The organism is Psychroflexus sediminis (genome assembly GCF_900099815.1).
GTDB lineage: Bacteria > Bacteroidota > Bacteroidia > Flavobacteriales > Flavobacteriaceae > Psychroflexus > Psychroflexus sediminis.
On sequence record NZ_FNCW01000004.1, the window covers coordinates 58,240 to 78,434 of the forward strand.

At 38.9% G+C, this 20,195-nt stretch carries 20 protein-coding genes; 3 read left to right on the plus strand and 17 right to left on the minus strand.

Annotated elements, in window-relative coordinates; genetic code table 11:
* Positions 1 to 15: 15 nt before the first annotated feature.
* The 9 genes from recN to BLP81_RS04685 form a co-directional block, all read right to left on the minus strand.
* The gene (gene recN, locus BLP81_RS04645; protein WP_093366286.1) at positions 16 to 1,668 is read right to left on the minus strand and encodes a DNA repair protein RecN; all 1,653 of its coding nucleotides are present in this window, start codon (positions 1,666 to 1,668) and stop codon (positions 16 to 18) included.
* 65 nt (positions 1,669 to 1,733) lie between these two features.
* Positions 1,734 to 2,621, minus strand: coding sequence for a type IX secretion system protein PorD (porD, locus tag BLP81_RS04650; protein ID WP_093366289.1), 888 nt, complete (start codon positions 2,619 to 2,621; stop codon positions 1,734 to 1,736).
* The gene (gene coaBC, locus BLP81_RS04655) at positions 2,621 to 3,817 is read right to left on the minus strand and encodes a bifunctional phosphopantothenoylcysteine decarboxylase/phosphopantothenate--cysteine ligase CoaBC (RefSeq protein ID WP_093366292.1); all 1,197 of its coding nucleotides are present in this window, start codon (positions 3,815 to 3,817) and stop codon (positions 2,621 to 2,623) included. Before coaBC ends, porD begins: the two co-directional genes overlap by 1 nt.
* Before the next feature lie 12 nt (positions 3,818 to 3,829).
* Positions 3,830 to 4,165 (minus strand): DNA-directed RNA polymerase subunit omega, encoded by a 336-nt coding sequence (locus BLP81_RS04660; RefSeq protein ID WP_093366295.1) that lies wholly within the window; start codon positions 4,163 to 4,165, stop codon positions 3,830 to 3,832.
* Positions 4,162 to 4,986: an outer membrane protein assembly factor BamD gene (locus tag BLP81_RS04665; protein ID WP_093366297.1), complete on the minus strand. Its 825-nt coding sequence runs from the start codon at positions 4,984 to 4,986 to the stop codon at positions 4,162 to 4,164. Before BLP81_RS04665 ends, BLP81_RS04660 begins: the two co-directional genes overlap by 4 nt.
* Before the next feature lie 64 nt (positions 4,987 to 5,050).
* Positions 5,051 to 5,929: a 4-hydroxy-tetrahydrodipicolinate synthase gene (gene dapA / locus BLP81_RS04670; RefSeq protein ID WP_093366300.1), complete on the minus strand. Its 879-nt coding sequence runs from the start codon at positions 5,927 to 5,929 to the stop codon at positions 5,051 to 5,053.
* Between the two features lie 7 nt (positions 5,930 to 5,936).
* The gene (locus tag BLP81_RS04675) at positions 5,937 to 6,434 is read right to left on the minus strand and encodes a DUF6913 domain-containing protein (RefSeq protein WP_093366874.1); all 498 of its coding nucleotides are present in this window, start codon (positions 6,432 to 6,434) and stop codon (positions 5,937 to 5,939) included.
* Between the two features lie 55 nt (positions 6,435 to 6,489).
* Positions 6,490 to 8,349 carry a M61 family metallopeptidase gene (locus BLP81_RS04680; protein ID WP_093366303.1) on the minus strand — a complete coding sequence of 620 codons (1,860 nt, stop codon included), beginning with the start codon at positions 8,347 to 8,349 and terminating at the stop codon, positions 6,490 to 6,492.
* Between the two features lie 52 nt (positions 8,350 to 8,401).
* Entirely contained in the window at positions 8,402 to 10,405 is a 2,004-nt protein-coding gene (locus tag BLP81_RS04685; RefSeq protein ID WP_093366306.1) for a monovalent cation:proton antiporter family protein, read from the minus strand.
* 156 nt (positions 10,406 to 10,561) lie between these two features.
* Between BLP81_RS04685 and BLP81_RS04690 the strand changes: the two genes are divergently transcribed.
* Both BLP81_RS04690 and BLP81_RS04695 read left to right on the plus strand, forming a co-directional pair.
* The gene (locus BLP81_RS04690; RefSeq protein WP_093366308.1) at positions 10,562 to 11,314 is read left to right on the plus strand and encodes a 5'-nucleotidase C-terminal domain-containing protein; all 753 of its coding nucleotides are present in this window, start codon (positions 10,562 to 10,564) and stop codon (positions 11,312 to 11,314) included.
* Positions 11,315 to 11,318: 4 nt separating this feature from the next.
* Positions 11,319 to 12,233: a bifunctional metallophosphatase/5'-nucleotidase gene (locus BLP81_RS04695; protein WP_093366311.1), complete on the plus strand. Its 915-nt coding sequence runs from the start codon at positions 11,319 to 11,321 to the stop codon at positions 12,231 to 12,233.
* 198 nt (positions 12,234 to 12,431) lie between these two features.
* Here BLP81_RS04695 and ligA read toward each other — a convergent pair whose 3' ends face one another.
* From ligA to dnaA, 6 genes are all read right to left on the minus strand, one after another.
* On the minus strand, positions 12,432 to 14,432 hold the full coding sequence (gene ligA, locus BLP81_RS04700) for an NAD-dependent DNA ligase LigA (protein WP_093366314.1): 2,001 nt from the start codon (positions 14,430 to 14,432) through the stop codon (positions 12,432 to 12,434).
* Positions 14,433 to 14,522: 90 nt separating this feature from the next.
* A complete protein-coding gene (gene prmC / locus BLP81_RS04705) occupies positions 14,523 to 15,392 on the minus strand; it encodes a peptide chain release factor N(5)-glutamine methyltransferase (RefSeq protein WP_093366317.1) in 870 nt (289 codons plus the stop codon).
* Positions 15,389 to 16,012: an IMPACT family protein gene (locus BLP81_RS04710; protein ID WP_093366320.1), complete on the minus strand. Its 624-nt coding sequence runs from the start codon at positions 16,010 to 16,012 to the stop codon at positions 15,389 to 15,391. The genes prmC and BLP81_RS04710 overlap by 4 nt, the downstream gene beginning before the upstream one ends.
* Before the next feature lie 30 nt (positions 16,013 to 16,042).
* Positions 16,043 to 16,762: an SAM-dependent methyltransferase gene (locus BLP81_RS04715; protein WP_093366323.1), complete on the minus strand. Its 720-nt coding sequence runs from the start codon at positions 16,760 to 16,762 to the stop codon at positions 16,043 to 16,045.
* 26 nt (positions 16,763 to 16,788) lie between these two features.
* Positions 16,789 to 17,247 carry a low molecular weight protein-tyrosine-phosphatase gene (locus BLP81_RS04720; RefSeq protein WP_093366326.1) on the minus strand — a complete coding sequence of 153 codons (459 nt, stop codon included), beginning with the start codon at positions 17,245 to 17,247 and terminating at the stop codon, positions 16,789 to 16,791.
* Complete coding sequence (gene dnaA / locus BLP81_RS04725) at positions 17,244 to 18,674, minus strand: chromosomal replication initiator protein DnaA (RefSeq protein WP_093366329.1); 1,431 nt, start codon at positions 18,672 to 18,674, stop codon at positions 17,244 to 17,246. The genes BLP81_RS04720 and dnaA overlap by 4 nt, the downstream gene beginning before the upstream one ends.
* 161 nt (positions 18,675 to 18,835) lie before the next feature.
* Between dnaA and BLP81_RS04730 the strand changes: the two genes are divergently transcribed.
* Positions 18,836 to 19,276: an acyl-CoA thioesterase gene (locus BLP81_RS04730; protein ID WP_093366332.1), complete on the plus strand. Its 441-nt coding sequence runs from the start codon at positions 18,836 to 18,838 to the stop codon at positions 19,274 to 19,276.
* On the opposite strand, the gene BLP81_RS04735 is transcribed toward BLP81_RS04730, so the two are convergent.
* On the minus strand, positions 19,273 to 19,641 hold the full coding sequence (locus BLP81_RS04735; protein ID WP_093366335.1) for a methylglyoxal synthase: 369 nt from the start codon (positions 19,639 to 19,641) through the stop codon (positions 19,273 to 19,275). The two genes, BLP81_RS04730 and BLP81_RS04735, sit on opposite strands and share 4 nt — an antisense overlap.
* 7 nt (positions 19,642 to 19,648) lie before the next feature.
* Positions 19,649 to 20,137, minus strand: a complete 489-nt coding sequence (locus BLP81_RS04740; RefSeq protein WP_093366337.1) for a GNAT family N-acetyltransferase — start codon at positions 20,135 to 20,137, stop codon at positions 19,649 to 19,651.
* Between the last annotated feature and the right edge of the window lie 58 nt (positions 20,138 to 20,195).

Here is a 20,195-nt window from a genome sequence, read left to right on the forward strand (position 1 = left end):
ATGCTGTAAAGTTAATCATTTTAACAAAGATTGAGCATGTGCTAGAGCAGATTCAGAGCTTTTATCTCCTCCTAGCATTTCAGCTAGCTCAATAACTCGATCCTGCTGATTAAGAACTTTGATGTTGGACTGTGTTTTTTCGTTTTTCGTGGTTTTATAGACTTTGAAATGCTGTTGTCCCATCCCCGCTATCTGTGGTAAATGGGTTATAGAAATGACCTGTAAAGATGCGGACATTTTTTTCATAATCACTCCCATTTTTGTCGCTACATCCCCGGAAACTCCAGTGTCAATTTCATCAAAAATAATACTCGGCAGGTTTTCGTATTGAGCCAGCAAGCTTTTTATAGCTAGCGTAATTCTTGACAATTCACCACCGGAGGCCACTTTCTTGATATCCTGAGGTGCACTTCCTTTATTGGCTGAGAACAGCCATTCAAAATGATCTGCTCCTCTCGAACTAAACGTCATATTTAAGCTGCCTTCTATCTTAAGCTTAGCATCAGGGATACCTAATTCACCCAGCATTACTTCAACAACTTTAGAAATGGTTTCTGTGGTTTTCAACCTGCTTTCATAAAGTCCTTCAGCTAGCTGCGAAAGCTTCTTTTGTTGTTGGCTGATTTGTAATTCAGCTTCCTGAAGTGCTTTTTCAGCATTTTCTTTAACAGAGACCTGCTGCTCGAGTTCTTCTTTAACATCGATTAAGCCCTGTATATCTGTTACATGATGCTTTTTTTGCAATGTATATATCAGCTGAAGCTTTTCATTCACCTCTTCTAAAGCTTTAGGATCTGCATCCAAAGATTCCAACTGAGTCTGAGTTTCAGAACTGATGTCCTCAGCTTCTATCAAAATACTTTCCAGTCTTTGCTGAAGTTCCTCAAGGCTTGAATCCAGAAGAGAAGCTTTTCGCAACTGCAAATTGATTTCTCTTAATTGAGCAACCACCCCTATAGATTCTTCATCTAACTGCTGGTAAGACTGACCCAGTTTTTCCTGAAGTTCCTCTACATGACTTAGCTTGCTTTGCTTTGATTCCAATTCGTCTTGGAGTCCGGGTTTCAGCTTAGCTTCAGTCAATTCTGAAAGCAAAAACACATTATAATCGTAAGCTTCATCAGCTTTGATTTGCCTGGATTTCAACTCATCAAACTCTTTTTTAAAAGTATTCAGAAGCCTGTAATTTTTAAAATAATCAGCTTTTAATTTTGAATTTTGAGCTACAGTATCTAAAACATCGTATTGGTAATCCTGATTCCCTATCGAAAGCGTTTCATGCTGAGAATGGATGTCGATGAGATGACCTCCTAACTCACTCAAATTTGAAAGCTTTACAGGAGTGTCGTTTACAAAAGCTCTGGACTTTCCTGAAGGTAATATTTCACGTCTTATAATCGTCTCCTCTTCATAATCTAGATCCAAATTTTCGAATAGAGACTGCAAATCGAATGCGCCAACAGAAAAGTGACCTTCAATGACGCACTTTTTTTCAGAATTTCTGATCGAATTTAAGTCAGCCCTCTTTCCTAATAATAAGGAAAGGGCTCCAAGAATAATAGATTTACCAGCACCTGTTTCACCAGTGATAATTGAAAAATTATCCGTAAACTCCAGACTGATGTCTTCAATAAGAGCAAAATTTTTGATCCCAAGGACTCTAAGCACAAGTGAAAATTTAAGACATTAATATGGAAGCTAAACTACTAAATATTGAGCGATCTGGAGCAAAATTAATTACCTATCCGTCTCCATTTTCTGTTGTGAACAGGAGCAACTTGATTCAGAGTAGTCAAAGTTGAACTGATATCCATTTCTGGACCAGCATTTAAGATTTGCATGATCTCATCTGATTTTGCGTCAAAAAACAGTCTGAACAAAACCGCATTAGGTCTGCTCTTAGAATTCTGAGAAACCAAATTGATTGCGGTAAGAATATTTTCTTTTCCGGCTACAACATCGTCATGCATAACATCCAGACCCTTTCTGTGATAGATGTATAAAGCCTTTCTGAAATTTGAAAAATTTCCGGAAAGCAAATCTCTATTAATTCCAAACCGACTTTGAGAAATTCCTGCATCTCTCCAGCCTGCGCCTCCTCTTTGTCCGGCTACATTTACAATTTTTCTGGCTTCCTGATAGAACTCGTCACCTCCACCTTCAGCAAAAGTATCCGCATCATAACCTAAAATGGTATAAACATAAAAACTAATTGTAGAGATAAGATTAGAATTGAACACATTTGGATTGTAGTTCAGAGGCTGAAACTCCTTATATACAAAATTGAAATCATCATCTTTTATATTCAACAAAATGGAATTCATCGTAGAACCAAAGACAGGACGAGAGGATTGTACTTGAAGTGTTGCCTGAAAGCTGTCCGCATCATAACTCTGAACTAAAATTGTAAAACTGCACTTTACACGCTCATGAGGCTGGTAGTTCTCATCTGTCCATTGCGTGTTATTTATAAACTCAGTAATGTCTTTCTCCAAGGTATTAAAAACAGTAAGCTGCGTCTTACCCGTTTGCTGGGCATCCAAAAATACCTCAGCTTCTATAGCTTGAGCAGAAGCCAGTAGAGGAAAACACAAAACCAGTAAAATTGACTTGAAACGCATTAGCTTATAAATTTCAAAAGATGAACCAAAATATCATTGGCAACTTCAGCTTTGGATTTGGTTTCAAAACGAATAATTTCTGAATTTGTTATGATTTTAATTTTATTGGTTTCCTTTTTGAATCCCGCTTCTTTATCATTTAACGAATTTAAGACGATAAAGTCCAAATTTTTCTTCTTGAGTTTAGCTTTCGCATTCTCTTCTTCGTTATTGGTTTCAAGAGCAAAACCCACTAAAATTTGATGGGATTTCAAAGTGCCTAAATGCTTCAGGATATCTGGAGTAGGTTCCAAATCTATGTGTAAAGCTTCTTCTGTTTTCTTTAGCTTTTGATCGAATTGCACTTTGGGTTTGTAATCTGAAACCGCTGCGGCGGCGATCACAATATGGGAATTATCAAAAATTGATGTTGCGGCCTCAAACATCTCCTGAGCGCTAATCACATCCATCCTGATTAAATTTTTATGAGCGAGTTTTAAGTGGGTTGGACCGGTAATCAAATTCACTGTAGCTCCAAGATTCAAAGCCTGTTCCGCCAATTCAAAACCCATTTGTCCGCTAGAATGATTGCCTATAAAACGCACAGGATCAATAGCTTCGTAAGTAGGTCCAGCTGTAATTGTAATGCTTTTACCGTAAAGCGGAAGCTGAGAAAGCACATCTTGTTCCAAAAAGTTGACAATATTTTCAGGCTCGGCCATTCTGCCTTCACCTTCTAATCCGCTGGCAAGATGACCGGACTCTGGTGGAATACATTTATTTCCAAAACTAATTAACTTTTCAATGCTCGCTTTGGAAGAAGCATGCTTATACATATCCAGGTCCATGGCAGGAGCAAAGTAAACAGGACACTTGGCAGAAAGGTAAGTGGTAATCAAAAGATTATTGGCATTTCCAGCAGCCATCTTAGACAGCGTATTCGCAGTTGCTGGAGCAATCAACATGAGATCGGCCCACAATCCAAGTTCTACATGGTTATTCCAGTTTTTTTCTTCATCGGTAAATGAAGAAATCACAGTGTTTTCTGAAAGAGTGGAAAGAGTAAGTGGTGTAACAAATTGCTCAGAATCTGGAGTCATGATTACTTTTACATTTGCTCCAGCTTTTTTAAGCAATCGAACCAAAAAAGCAGATTTATAAGCGGCAATGCCACCTGTAATTCCTAAAAGGACATGCTTACCGCTTAAAATACTCATGTGCAGTACGTGTTACTCTTCAGTATTTTCCTTGGTATTTCTGAAGTAAATTTTATCATCCAACCATTCATCCATGGCTATAGAATGTGGCTTGGGTAGTCTTTCGTAATATTTAGACACTTCTATCTGCTCTTTGTTTTCGAAAACTTCATCGAGATTTTCGTTATAAGTAGCAAACTCATCTAATTTCTCCAAAAGCTCTTTCTTCATCTCCACATTAATCTGGTTGGAACGTTTAGCAACGATAGAAATCGCTTCATAAATATTTCCTGTCGCGGCATCAACCTTGTTTTTGTTGATTGTCGTTGTGCTTATTGGAGCGTTGGTGTGTTTGATATTTGAATTCATAATTCTATTTGGGTATTTGTGCGTTGTTCTATGTCTTGGGCGTAGGATTTGACTTTTATTAAAAGTTCACCTTCAGTATCACCATAATATTTGATGAAATCTTGATAATAAAGCAAAGCTTCAGCCAATCGTTCTGGAACTAAATAAGATACACTATTGATCGCTAAAATATAAGCAGATTCAAACTTGTAGAAAAAAGCCTGCTCTCTAAATGTCGACCCTGGAAACTTGAGAATAAAATTATCAAAAGATTGTATGGCCGCTTTATAGCGCTCAGTGTGATGGTATTGTTTTGCTATTTCGTAAAATTTCTTTTCTATTTTTCGACTCAATTCTTGAATCATCTCATTAGCCGCTATAAAGTATTCTCCATCAGGATAGGCGTTTATATAAAACTGAAGTTTATTCAAAGCTTTATAAGTATCTTCCTGATCTTTACTATAAACAGGCGACACCTCATAATAACTTTTTGCGCTTTTGTAAAATGCCTCTTCTACTTTTTCACTATTGGGATAAGATTTGGTAAAACGCTCAAAAAGGTAACCAGACAGGAAGTAATCTCCTACCAAATAATGCGCATTAGCATTCATATAGCTTACGGTCTCTCCTGCAGGTTTACCTTTATATTGTGGTAAAATCTGATCGAATAAACGTATGGCTTTACGAAAATATTTATTCTTACCGGTTTCGATACCTTCCTCATAGAGCTGCTTCGCCATTTCGTATTTTGGTGAAATTTCCTTCTCCTTCAATACCTTCTGGTATTCTCCACAAGAGGTCAATCCAACACCAATAATCAAGAGTATTAATAATCGCTTCATAGACTTAAATATCGTGCAAAATTAGGGATAAATCTTCGATAATAAAAACGCAATACTTTCTGGCTTATTTCAACTGCCTAATAAAAACACTTAAAGCGGATTTTAATTCCGAACTTGCCTGAATCAAGGGTAATCTAACAAAACTTTCTGTTAAGTTTTTTAATTCCAAAACCGATTTGATTCCGGAGGGATTTCCCTCTTTGAAAATCAAATCTATTCCATCCATCAACCGGTACTGAAGTTTATAAGCTTCATCTGCTTTTCTCTGCATACCAAAATTCACCATCTTGGTAAATTCAGAAGGAAAGCCTTGAGCCATAACAGAAATCACTCCAGCACCCCCGGCAAGTACCATGGGCAGGGTAATCATATCATCTCCAGAAATAACAAGAAAATCTTCAGGCGTATCTCGTATCATCTGCATGGCTTGCACCATATCTCCAGCGGCCTCTTTTATTCCAATGATGTTATCAAAATCATTCGCCAGACGCCTAACTGTGAGTGGAAGCATATTAGAACTTGTTCTTCCCGGCACATTATAAAGTATTACAGGAAGTGGTGATGCTTCAGAAATAGCTGCGAAATGCTGATAAATCCCTTCTTGACTTGGCTTATTATAAAATGGAGAAACCGATAAAATCGCATCGAAACCCTCTAAATCTTCAGATTTAAGATCATTTACCACTTGTGAAGTATTGTTCCCTCCCATACCTAAAATGAGTGGCAGCTTAGCCTTGTTTTCCTTTTTTATAATCGTTTTCACGATTTCCTTTTCAACTTTAGATAATGTCGTACTTTCTGCCGTTGTGCCCAATACCACCAGATAATCTACTCCATTCTTAATTTGAAACTGAACCAAACGCCTTAAAGCATTCTCATCTACTTCATTTTCTCTAGTAAAGGGAGTAGCCAAAGCAACTCCTGTCCCCAAAAACTGTGTCATTTTTTATTTAAATTATATGTTTAATGTATTTAGAACTTTCTTCAAAAAAATCAAGGTTCTTAGAATCTAAAGCCAGCAACAAATCATTCACCTTTTCATTGGATTCATGTAATCCTACCTTCAGTTTCGCTTCTGTATGTTGAGCAACAATCTCTAAGCAAAGCTCATCTTTGCCGAAAAAATTGAAAAGCAGTTTATACTTATGAGATAAAAACTCAGTAATAGTTTCAGATTTAGGCTGACCAAACAAAGAAAAATCTTTTTTTATAAAAACAAAGTCTGGTTTTTCAACTCTATCATACCTATGCCTGCTAAATCCCAAAAGATTGATTTCTGAAGTTTTTACTTTAAAATTCTTTTCGATAAGCTGTTGAAGTTGATATCTGTCTGAAACATCATCATTATACAACACACCGATCTTAGAGCCTGGCTTATCATTTATCTTAGGAGGTTTTGAAGACTCCAGGTTTTTCCTGAGAAAATAAGTTTGAATTGAATTAAGCACCTTTAAATTTTGGTTCAAATATAAGTGATTATTGAGCCATTCAAAGTAAAAAAAATCAGTCTTTCAACCAGGCCTGTCTCAATTTGAATTCAGGAGCATCGCTATCCAAATCAACCGACTGTAAACTTGTTTTTTTAATGTAAGGCTGAGCCGTTTTTCCCTCGAAAGTCATTTCCTCCCCATCTCTTATCACTGTCATTGTAAAATCTTGCCCTTCTTGCCAGGCCATAGAAGTCGAGATCAGGTCTCTTATATTTTGCAAGGTATATTCAGTGCCGTTGATGGACTTTATCACATCACCTCCCTTTACCCCTAAATCTTTGAAAAATGAATTCATCGGGTAACTTTCTCTGAAAAAAATCGTTTTCTCATCCTGGTTGACGTCTATATATGGAGTTCTTCCATTCAAAAAATAACCGGTCTTAGACAGGCTTTCAGTTTTTTCCACGCCTACTTTGGCAAAAAATTCATCGTAAGGTATTGGTGTATTTCCAGTTACGTAGCTGTCAAAAAAGCTTTGGATTTCAGGATAGGTCATGGCAACGATTTCAGAAATTAAAGCCTCATCCTCAAAGGGCTTATCTTTTCCGTATTTAGAAACCAGTTTTTTCATCAGATCCAAAATCCCCATCTGCCCGTCGCTCAATTCTCTCAGGCGAATATCCAAGGCCATACCTATCAATGCTCCCTTTTGATACACATTATAATAACTGTCTTTATATTCATCTTCTAATATATTCTCGCTCATTACAGTAAATGCCATCGTATCATCAAACGCCATGGAAGTTTCGATTTTTTCATTCATACGCTGATAAAATTCTTCTTCAGAAATCAAACCCTGATTGATTTGAAACAAATTGGCAAAATACTCGGTAACCCCTTCATACATCCATAAATGTTTGGACATTTCTGGATCGTTATAATCGAAATAATGAACTTCCTTAGAGTGGATATTCAAAGGAGTGATGATGTGAAAAAATTCGTGTGAAACGACATCGGTCATCGTTTCTTCAAGCTGCTCCAAACTCATGGTTTCCGGTAAAACTACACTTGTAGATGTGTGATGCTCTAAAGCGCCAAATCCACGCGCATCAGGACTGTCCATTTCAGACAAATACAGCAAGATTGCATAGATATTGGTGTTATCTATTTCGCCTAAAAAAGATTTTTGAGCCTGAACCATTTTTTCCAAAGCTGGTTTCAGATCTTCGGTTGTATGAATTTTATTGGGAGAATGAACACTTAGCAAGACTTTCATACCTTCAATATCGAAGCTAGTGGTGTCCGGTTCAGAATATAAAATCGGATGGTCTATTACTCCAAAGTATCTGTCTGTAGAAAATTCATCGATCACGTAAGTTCCTTTATCCGTTTGATTTATAACGGGTAAAGAAGCCGAAGCTGCCAAAGAAGAAGGTCTGTGGATATTGATTTTGTAGGGAATTTCTTTAGCATCTTCAAAATAGCCGACCATCGCATGCAAATTCAGCATAAAATTATCACCAGCTTCAAAATTGGTTCCCGCCGGAGAAAACACACCGCCCTCCCCTTCAATGTCATAGGTATCATCCACTTCATAAATAAGCTTGTCGAAGTCTGAAGAATTGGAGATTACCCAGGTATTATCATCCTGGCGGATCGTTTCCATCACATTACCATCGTAGTCAAATGCGATAAGTTCGCTGGCAAACTGGCCATAATTGTTGATTTCATAAGTACCAGGAACTGTTTTGGGCAAGTAAAATTTGAGCGAATCTGAAGCTACCGGTCCGGGATTCATGCTTACTTTGACTCTATCGTTTTCGATTTCATTCACAAAAATATCGACGACAACAAGGTCATTTTCCTTTTGCGAAACCGATTTACAACTTACAATACCAACCAAAACCATTAAAGCTAAAACTGTATTTTTCATGTTTTTAAATTTCTTATTGGACTATTAGGTTTGAATATCGTTACAAGCAGACCTAGAATTTTATCACTTTATTCAGTGTGTTTATATCTTTTGAAGCACCAAAAATATACACCAGATCATCTATTTCAATTCTAGTCTCCGGATTAATATCCGAGATGTACTTTCTACCCCGTTTTATGGCTAAAACTGTCACATTATAATTTTTACCGATTCCAGATTCACCTATAGAAGCTCCGGCAATATTATTATTCCCATGCTGAACGTGTAGCGTCGCCACTTCTTTATCCGGAATATTCAGTTGCTGAAAAACCGCATTGGTAGATGTTGGTTTGATACTTGTTAACATCTGGTAATCTGAAGACCTGATGCTGGTAACTATATTTTCAATATCTCCCTGAGTGACCATGTATTGTCTTAGCACTCGCGTAAAAATTTCGATAGAGGTTTCGAATTCTTCCGGTATCACCTCATCTGCACCAACCTTCATATTCTCTTCAATCTCCTTGACATATCGCGTTCTTACGATAATGTAAACCGTCTGAGAGAATAAACGAACCGAAGAAATAATCTTTTTGGTGGCACCTGGATCTGAAATAGCGATCACCACTACCCTGGCTTTCTGAATATTGATATGCTTTAAAATTTCAGGATCGGAAGCGTCACCGTAAATGACAGGCTGTTTTTTTTGCTTAGCCAGTTTGATAGCTTCATAATCCATATCCACGATCACATAGGGAATATCAATATGAGAGGTAACTCGCGAAATATTTTGACCATTGATTCCATAACCCACAATAATCACATGGTCTTTCCAGTCGTGGTCAGAATCGACTTCCTGACTGCTGCTTTCGATTTTTCGTTTATTCATGCGCTTTCTCACCCGCTTTGGAATGGCCGCTCTGAGGAGAAAATCTGACATCCTATGAGATTTTTGCAACACGAACGGCGTTAAGGCCATGGTGATGATGGATACCGCAAGAAAATACTGATATAATGCATCGGGCAATAAATCATTCTGCAAACCTACTGTAGAAAGTAAGAGTGAAAATTCTCCCACCTGGAAAATGCTAAAGGCCGACAAAAACACCGTTCTTGGCTGGTTTTGGAGGAACAGAGCCACAAAAGCTACAATGACCACTTTAATAATCAAAACGGCCAGTACAAAAAGCAAAATGTAAACCACATGATTTATAAAAAAGTGGATGTCCAAAAGAGAACCTACCGAGATAAAAAAGAAACTTATAAAGATCTCTCGGAACGGAAGAACATTGGCCGTAGCTTGGTGACTGTATTCCGATTCTGAAATGATCAATCCTGCAAAGAAAGCACCCAGAGCCAGCGAGAGACCAACAGAGGACGTCAGCCAGGCCACAGAAAAGCAAAACACGATGGTCGTTAAAATGAATAATTCTCTGTTTTTTGACTTGACAACCAGTTTAAAAATGAAAGGCACAACATACTTTTGAAGCACGAAAACCACCAGGCCAACCCCTATGAGTTTAACTAAAAGAATAAAAAGGGTTTCTCCTATATTTTCGGCCTTTCCGGCTAAAATAGGAGTCAAAAGCATCATGGGTACGACAATGATATCCTGAAAAATAAGGATCCCTAAAGCTATTCTTCCATGAGGAGACTTTATTTCACCTTTCTCCTGCAGCATTTTAAGAACGATGGCTGTACTGCTTAAGGAGATCAAAAACCCGATAAATACAGCTGTGTTAAGGTCTATACCTAGGGCCATAGCCACTAAAGCAGTTATCAAGATCGTGCCTCCAACCTGCAGACCACCTCCTACAAATACCGTTTTCTTAATTTTCATCAATCCGCTAAAGGACAATTCTATACCGATGATGAAGAGCAGAAAGATGATGCCTATTTCTGAAAGCAGCTCTACCTCATGCCTCGAACTCAACAGGTTAAACGCACTTGGTCCTACGATAATACCCGCAAATAAAAATCCGAGAATCGATGGCACTTTCAGCTTTTGAAACGCTAAAATAATGACAATCGAAATTCCTAAAACGACAACAATTTCCTTAAGCAGAGGGATTTCCATAAATTATATTAAAACAGTTTTGCAAAAATACCAAAATTAAATCCTTAATGTCTTTTGAGAATACGAAATAAAAATAGCATTTAAACTCCCTAATTCTGGCAAATTCAAGCTAAAGTTAATTTTCAAACCTATTATATTTACCGAAAATTGATCCTGATGAAAACACTCAGCCTATTCTTTTTGCTTTCGGTGCTGTGGTCCTGTGCAGATGCACCCCAGAAACTGACCCACATAGAGAGCAAACAAATTTTGATCTCCGACACTATTGCGGAAAATAAAGAACTGGAAACCTTTATAACCCCTTACCGCAGGAGAATCAAAGAAGAAATGGAAGGCGTGCTCTCCTACACGCCTAATGCGATGTATAAGGCTGAGGCCAAATTCAACACGCCTATTGGAAACATGATGGCAGATGCGGTTTTTGAGATGGCCAACCCTCTGTTTAAAGAACGGACAGGACATAGTATTGACCTGGTGATTTTGAATTACGGAGGCATTCGCGGGGGGATCAATGCCGGAGACATCACCACCAGGACAGCTTATAACATCATGCCTTTTGAAAATGAAGTTGTGGTTGCTGAATTGACTTCAGATGAACTTCAGGCTTTGGTTGATTATCTGGTCCAGAATAAAGCAGCTCACCCCATCTCAGGGATTCAAGTGATTCTGGATGCTCAAGGCAACCTGAGTGAGTTTAAAGTAAACGGAGCGCAAAATCAGAGGAAATCCTACTACGTAGCCACCTCCGACTATTTGGCAAAAGGCGGCGATAGAATGGATTTTTTCCTCAGTGCCAGGAACGTTCAGGGCCTGGATTACAAACTGAGAAATCTGTTTATCGACTACTTCAAAAAAAAGGACACGATAGCACCAGTCAGGGATCAACGTTTTATTCAACTTCAAAACTAAAGGCATGAATCGATCGAAATTTATAAAAACAACGGGAGCTGCCACTGGTTTTCTGGCAGCAGGCGGGCTGGGTGTTCTGAGTGCTTTTAAACCCAAGCAATTCTCTAAACACCTCACCATTTTACACACCAACGATGTGCATAGCCACATCGATCCTTTTCCGGCCAATGACAGCCGATACGCCAATCTTGGAGGCGTTTCCAGACGATACACTTTCATTCAGCAGGTGAGATCGGAAAACCCAAACACGCTGGTTCTCGATGCTGGAGATGCTTTCCAGGGCACGCCTTATTTTAATTTTTACGGGGGCGAGCTCGAATATAAATTGATGAGTAAACTGGGCTATCATGCCTCTACCATTGGAAATCATGAGTTTGATAACGGGATTGCGAATATTGCAGCACAGCTGCAGCATGCAGAATTCGATCTGCTCAGTTCAAATTATAATTTCTCCAATACCGTTTTGGACGGCCTGGTGAAATCGCATCAAATTTATGAGGTTAACGGCCTAAACGTCGGGGTTTTTGGTCTGGGAATTCAACTGGAAGGTCTGGTTTCCAAAGAGCTTTACAAGGAAACCGAATACCTCAACCCTGTGGAAATCGCTCAGGAACAGACCCGGATTTTAAAACAGAACCTCAACTGTGACCTAGTGATTTGCCTGTCGCACTTAGGCTATAGTTACCGCTCTGATAAAATTGATGATTTGAAACTGGCGGCACTTACCAGAGACATCGACCTTATCATCGGCGGACATACCCATACCTTTCTGGAAAAACCAAGTCTTGTCGAGAATTTGGATGGCAGAAAAGTTCTGGTCAATCAGGTGGGCTGGGGCGGTATCAATGTAGGACGAATCGATTTTTACTTCGACGAAGCCGGCGAAAACGAAAATGAAAGTCTTGTTATCGAAGTTTAAAGAGCCGGAAGTCCGCTTACAGGGAAGCTGAAGAAAATATATTTACCGCAGAAACGCTTAGAACGCAGAATTATGAAATACCGAACATTCAATTTAGAATTATGAATTTTAAATTAACCGACCAGTATTTCACAAAAACGGTCTACATTATTTAGGGAAGGTCTGTCATTCTACTTCCTACTTCCTACTTTCTACTTTCTAGTCTTCTATCATTTTCAAAAATTCATCTTCAGTGATGATCTTGACACCAAGGTTTTCTGCTTTAGTACGCTTGCTGGGTCCCATATTGTCCCCGGCAACCAGGTAATCCGTCTTTTTGGAAATGGAACTGGTGTTTTTTCCGCCGTGGGTTTCTATCAGATTTTGAAGCTCCTTTCTGGACACTTTCTCAAACACTCCAGAAATAACAAGAGTTAAATCTGCCAGCTTCTGACTTTGATTTTCTAACTCCTCTTCAGAAATTTCCAGATTGAGTCCATAACTTCTCAATCTGTCAATGCGTTCTTTATTGGCATCATCGCTAAAAAATTCCACGACACTTTGCGCTATGCGTTCTCCAATTTCGTCAACTGATGTCAGGTTTTCTAAACTGGCAGAAGCTAAAACGTCTATGCTTTTGTAGGCTTTCACCAGCTTTTTGGCAACGGTTTCCCCCACATACCGAATTCCCAAGCCAAAAAGCACCCGCTCAAAAGGAACTTCCTTGGAAGCTTCGATGCCCTGAATCAAATTTTCAGCTGACTTTTCCGCCATGCGTTCCAGGGGAAGCACATCTTCTTTTTTCAGGGTATACAGGTCGGCGTAATCTTCGATTAAGTTTTCTTTCACGAGTAAAGCCACGGTCTCCCCGCCAAGGCCTTCGATATCCATAGCTTTTCTGGAAATAAAGTGCTGAATCCGACCAATAATTTGAGGGGGACAGCCCTCCGAATTCGGACAAAAGTGAAGCGCTTCGCCTTCTTTGCGTTCCAGCGGTGTTTCGCAAACCGGGCATACTTTGATGTACTCAGTGGGTTTAGAATCCGGATTCCGCTGTGTAAAATCAACCCCAATAATTTTGGGAATAATCTCCCCTCCTTTTTCAACAAACACCACATCCCCTTCTCTTACATCCAGCTTTTCAATCTGGTCAGCATTATGCAAAGACGCGCGTTTTACGGTGGTTCCTGCCAGCTGTACAGGATCTAAATTGGCCACTGGAGTGATGGCACCGGTTCTGCCAACCTGATAGGTGATTTCGTTTAACAGCGTCGAAACCTGCTCGGCTTTAAATTTATAGGCCATTGCCCAGCGTGGCGATTTCGCCGTATAACCCAACTCTTCCTGCTGCTGAAGACTGTTCACTTTTATGACAACACCGTCGGTTTCATAAGGCAAGTCACGTCTGTGCTTATCCCAGTAGTCGATATAATTAAAAACGGCTTCCATGGATTTCGCGAGCTGAGCTTCTTCTGGAACATTAAATCCCCAGGCTCGTGCTTTAGTTAAGCTTTCCATTTGAGTGTCTACACCCAGGTTCTCACCTGTCAGATTGTATAACAAACACAGCAAAGGCCGTTTGGCAACCTCTCCGCTATCCTGAAGTTTCAAACTTCCTGAGGCTGTATTCCTTGGGTTGGCATAAGGTTCCTCTCCCTGTTCTACTTTCTCAGCATTGAGTTTTGCAAAGCCTTCATACGGCAATACAATTTCTCCGCGAATATCAAAGCGTTCTGGATAATCGTCTCCTTTCAGTTTTAAGGGAACCGATCTTATGGTTTTTACATTATGAGTGATTTCGTCACCCTGGGTGCCATCTCCCCGAGTCACAGCTCTTACAAATTCACCGTTTTCATAGGTTAAGCTGATGGATGCACCGTCGTATTTCAGTTCGCAGGTAAACTCTACGGGTTCCTCTACGATTTTCTGAATTCGGGTTTCCCAGTCTTCGAGATCTTCTTTAGAGTAGGAGTTGGACAACGAATACATGGGGAAATCATGCACCACCGTTTTGAAGCTTTTGGTCACTTCACCACCGACCCGCATCGTAGGCGAATTAGAATCGTAAAACTCTGGATGGGCCTGCTCCAGCTCCTGTAACTCCTTCAGTTTCATGTCAAAATCATAATCAGAAATCTCAGGATTATCCAGAACATAATACTTATAATTATGCTCATGAAGCTCCGATCTTAGCTGTTCTATCTTGTGTTTTGCATCCATGAAATCGAAAAATTAATGACGTTGGTAAAAGATTTAAATTTAAACTAAAATCTTTAAAAACCAGTCTTCAAAACAAGCATTCAACTAAGTTTAATAAGCTTTTAGCATTCTATCATTCCCCCTAAAATCTTTCCTCAGCTCAATATGCTGAAAACCAAAATCTTTAAATAAGTGACAGGTTTCTTCAGCTAAATATTGATTGATTTCCAGGTAAAGCACTGGTTTTTTATTCATTTTTGAAGCTAATACAGCTATTTTTCTGTAAAATACAAGAGGGTCGTCATTGTCAACAAACAAGGCCAGATGCGGCTCATTTTTCAATACATTAGCTTTCATTTGCCTTTGCTCATCAAACTTCACATAAGGCGGATTGGACACCAGGATGTCTGCTTCCGGAAGCTGATCGAGTTTCAAGACATCGGCATGGACAAATTCTAGTGATGATCCCTTTTTTTTAGAACCTGTCTGTCCAAGACATACCGATAAATTTGATGCGGCTATTTTTAATGCTTCAGCAGAAATATCTAGTGCTTTAATCTTGACCTGATGCAGGTGTTTGGCCAGGGCGATGGGAATACAGCCGCTTCCGGTTCCTAAATCTAGAAGAGTCAGCTGAAGCCTGGAAGACTGGTAGTCTTCCAGCACCCATTCTACAAGCTGTTCTGTTTCTGGTCTTGGAATTAAAACATGGGGATTGACTTCCAGTTTCAAACCAAAAAATTCGGTATGACCTAAAATATATTGAATAGGTTCTTCATCCTTCATTCTTTTTTTGGCCTCTTCAAATTTCTGAAGTTGACTTTCACTGAGATCAGCTTCGGTTTTAAGCAACAGATCATAGGTTTTTAAATCGAATAGGTCTTCTGCAAGCCAGGAAAAAAAAGTTGCTGCCTCCTCTCGCTCGTAAACAGAAGAAAGGTCCTCTAAAAATGCATTTCTAAGGCTTTTCAAATTTGTCATTCTTCTTCTGACTTATATTTACTGGAAACTTCAAAACCAAAAACCGCATCAAACTTCTCGTAAATTTTATCAAACTCCTTTTTCCTCACCGCAATTTTAAATCGGCAGTCCAGCTTCAGATCCTGCTCTACAATAACTAAGTCATATTCCTTAACCAACCTCATCACCAAATTCATTAGATCGTACTGGCAAACTACATCAAAATTAAGGTCAATCGTTTTAGAAATAAGTTTGCTGCTTTCCAAGGCCATTTTTGCTGCGGTCTTATAAGCAGAAATCAAACCACCTACACCCAGCTTGGTGCCTCCAAAATATCTGACCACAACCACCAAACTATTGGTAACCTCAAAATTTTGCAACTGACCCAGAATGGGCATTCCTGCAGAATTGGAGGGTTCGCCATCGTCATTGACTCTGAAATGTTCATAATTTTCACCTATTTGCCAGGCATAGCAGAAATGACCCGCTTTATTGTGTTTGGACCTTAACTCTATTAGGGCAGATTCAACCTCTTCTTCAGTGTGTACTGGAAAGGAATAGCCAAAGAATTTACTTGCTTTTTCCTTAAGAAGCACTTCAGGACCAGATTGTTCTATGGTTTTGTAAGCGTCTTTATCCAACTGAATATGGTTTGAAAATAAAATGTGTAACTAGCCCTGAATTAAGAAAATCGCAGGTCTTTTATGCAAATCTATGGAAGTTTTCTTCCATTCAGCCGCGGTTTGTGTTTTTATAAACTCTGTAGATAAGGTAAGGTCTACAGCAACACATATCCTGGTAGAAGCCTGTAAGGTCGAAATAAGACTGATCAATAATTTATTATTTCTGTAAGGCGTTTCAATAAAAATCTGGGCCTGATTCTGTTCTAAGGAAGTTTTCTCAATTTTCTTTACGAGATGCTTGCGCTCCTGATTGTCTATGGGCAGGTAGCCGTGAAAAGTAAAACTTTGACCGTTGAGTCCGCTGGACATCAGAGCCAGCAAAATAGAAGATGGCCCAACCAAAGGAACCACCTGGATGTTGTTTTGATGTGCCAGTGCAACCACCTGGGCTCCAGGGTCTGCAACACCAGGACAACCGGCATCAGACAGCAAACCCATATTGATCCCCTGCTCACATGCTTCCAAAAAGCTGGGGATTTCTAAGTCTGAAGTAAATTTGTTAAGAAGTTTAAATTCTAGGTTAGGCTGAGATTTAGAAGGCACAATTTTTTTTATAAAATGCCTGGCTACTTTTTCATTCTCAACGATGTAGTGATCGATTTCGTTTATCACTTTTCTTATAGAAAGCGGAAGCACTTCTAAAGGCGGCAGATCTCCAAGCCGATTTGGAATAAGATAAAGCTTACCCTTTTTCTGAACGTTTCCCATGTCTTGATTTTATTATGAAACTAAATTTAAGACTTATCCCATTCTTTAGCTATAACAGAACAGGATTCTTCTAACATTTCATACACCTGTTTAAAGCCATCTATCGAATTATGGTAAGGGTCTGGTACACTTTCGTTTTCACCAGGAAAAATCTTATCTAAAATCAGACTTACCTTATTGCGGTCTTCTTGAGTTTCTGCTAAATCCAATATATCTTCATAATTGGAAGTATCCATTACAAAAATATGATCAAATCTTTTGAAATCTTCTTTCACAAAAGGCCTGCTTCGCTGATTGGTAATATCCAATCCATAGTCTCTGGCAACCTCTATGGAGCGTTGATCTGGCAAAGAGCCTTCATGCTGATTTGAAGTGCCCGCAGAATCTATTTCATATTTTGAGGAATCTAGTTTAGATCTTAAAATGCCTTCCGCCAGTGGAGAACGACAAATATTTCCTAAACATACCATCAAGACTTTGGTCATAGCTGCTTGAATTTAACTTCAAGATCCTGAATAAACTTACGAAACTGCTTGTCAGATTCCTGCAGGTTAGAAACAATTTTACAAGAATGCAAAACGGTAGAGTGGTCCCTCTGCCCAATATGTCTGCCGATATTAGTGAGTGATGTTTTAGTGATTTCCTTAGCGAAATACATAGCGATTTGTCTGGCCTGTACGACATTACGCTTTCTGCTTTTGGACTGTAATTCATCAAGCTCAATATGAAAATAATCACTTACTACATTTTGAATATCATCTAAAGAAATCGGTTTTTTGTTATTCTTGACGTAATTCTTAACGATTTGCTCCGCAAGATCGATAGTGATTTCAGTTTTACTAAATGAGGAATGAGCGATTAGCGAAATGATTGCACCCTCCAATTCTCGGATATTGGTAGTAATCCTGGAGGCGATATAATCTAAAATTTCATCCGCCATTTCCACTCCATCATTATAGAGTTTATTTTTGATGATTTTAATTCGGGTCTCATAATCCGGCTGTTCCAGTTCTGCCGAAAGTCCCCATTTAAATCTCGACAAAAGACGCTGCTGTATATCCTGCATATCTACAGGTGCTTTATCACTGGTCAAAATTACCTGTTTACCATTTTGATGCAAATGGTTGAAAATGTGGAAAAAGACATCTTGAGTTCCTTTTTTACCAGAAATCAATTGAATGTCATCAACAATAAGAACATCTATAATTTGATAAAAATGAATAAAATCATTTCTGTTATTTTTAGAAACCGCGTCGATATGCTGTTGAGTAAATTTATCGGCCGAGATATAGAGCACAGTTTTCTCGGGAAACTTATCCTTTACCTGCAAACCAATGGCATGTGCGAGGTGAGTTTTTCCCAGACCTACTCCGCCGAAGATAAGGAGTGGATTAAAAGAAGTTCCTCCCGGCTTATTGGCCACAGCGAGGCTTGCAGATCTAGCTAATCTATTGGAAGTGCCTTCCAGAAAATTGTCGAAACTATAATTTGAATTTAACTGAGAGTCTATTTTAAGATTTCTAATTCCTGGAATCACAAAAGGATTTCTCAACTCGGGATTTTTCTGCCTGGCAGGAAAATCTACAGACTGGGAATGAACATTGGACCTTTGTGTACTGGGAATTTTTTCTGTAAAAGGTTGTTTGTTGCCTTCTGCATTTTCCATACGAATCACGTAGACCAGTTTTGCAGCCTTCCCAAGTTCTTTGGTCAGGGCAACTTTTAACAGGTCAACATAATGCTCTTCCAGCCACTCGTAAAAGAATTTTGAGGGGACTTGGATACTTAAGGCGTTGTCATTGAGTTTAACAGCATTAATCGGTTGAAACCAAGTTTTGTAAGCTTGATCTGAGATGTTATCTTTGATGAAGATAAGACAGTTCTCCCAGACCGAAGTTGCTGATTTTGACATAGTTAAACTTAAATATTGTATTAAAATTAAATTCAAATAAAGTTGCACACACTTTATTTGGAAGACAAATATGTAAACAAACTTTCTAATAAAAAAATTAAATTTATGTTGAGATTCTAGTTTTTTCTACCTATACTTAAAGAGATATTAATAGATAAATTTTGAGCAAAAATTATAAAGAAATAAAACCGATTTCCACCACTTCAACAATAGAAGTTAGGTATGCAGAAACCGACCAAATGGGCGTGGTACACCACGCGGTTTATCCTATTTATTTCGAACAGGCCCGAGTAGATTGGTTAAGAATCATGGGGATGCATTATCAAAGAATGGAAGATAGTGGAGTGATGTTGCCTTTGAATAAGTTAACAATAGATTACAAAAAACCAGCAAAATTTGGCGATATATTAATGGTAAAGACAGGCCTTTATCAGTTACCGAGTGCAACCATTACGTTTGATTATGAAATCAGGAATCAGTACGAAGAACTGCTTACCCTGGGGCAGACTGTCCTGGTATTTGTCAAGCAGTCCACCGGCAGACCCATGCGCTGTCCGGATGAGATTATGAATTTGATTGAAAATGCAATTCCAAAAGACTAGTCCTCAAAAAAAGCATCGATAAGCAGCTGAGCCGTTGCTGGATTTGTGGCGATGGGAATGTTGTGAACATCACAAATCCTCATCAGCATCTGCACATCTGGTTCGTGTGGATGCTTACCAAGGGGATCCCTGAAAAATAAAATCATAGCCAACTTTTTTTCCGCCGCCATACCGGCAATCTGAGCATCCCCACCTATAGGCCCAGAAAGTTTTTTCTCAACTTTAAGCCCTGTATTTTTCACATGAGTTCCCGTAGTTCCAGTGGCGACGAGTTCTACCTTTTTAAGTCGGTCAAGATTTTTATTCAGGAAGTTGACCATTTCTGGTTTTTTTCCATCATGAGCTATAATTGCGATTTTTTTCATCACTTTATCAGTTTAATTCTTTTTTCATAAAAATAGTGCAGGAATAATGACCCGTATCGCCCATTCTCTCTGAAATATATTCAAAGCCTGTTTTTTGATAGAGTTTCTGAGCTGCAGTCATGCTTAGTAAAGTTTCGATATAACACACCTGAAAACCCTGATCTTTGGCAAAGTCGAGGCACTTTTGCATCATCTGCCTCCCTAATCCCCGTCCTCTGGCACTAGGATCAAAATACATTTTCTGAAGTTCACAAATTTCAGGATCTCCATTATCTAAGGGTGAAATACCAGCACTGCCTAAGATTTCATCTCCTTCCAGCAACACAAAATATTCTGATCTTTCTTTCTGATATGTTTCAAAAAGCTGATCTAAAGCCTTGTCTTCATAAGCAGTCCCCACTTTTGGCGCTCCCTGCTCTACAAGCACATGTCGTATCATTTTAGCAACTTTTCTATTATCTTTTTGTTGAATTGGGCGTATGCTTATTTCTGTCATTTTTAGTCTTCAGTTGAACGATTTGATATTTTTAAATTTACAGGCTATTATACAATTA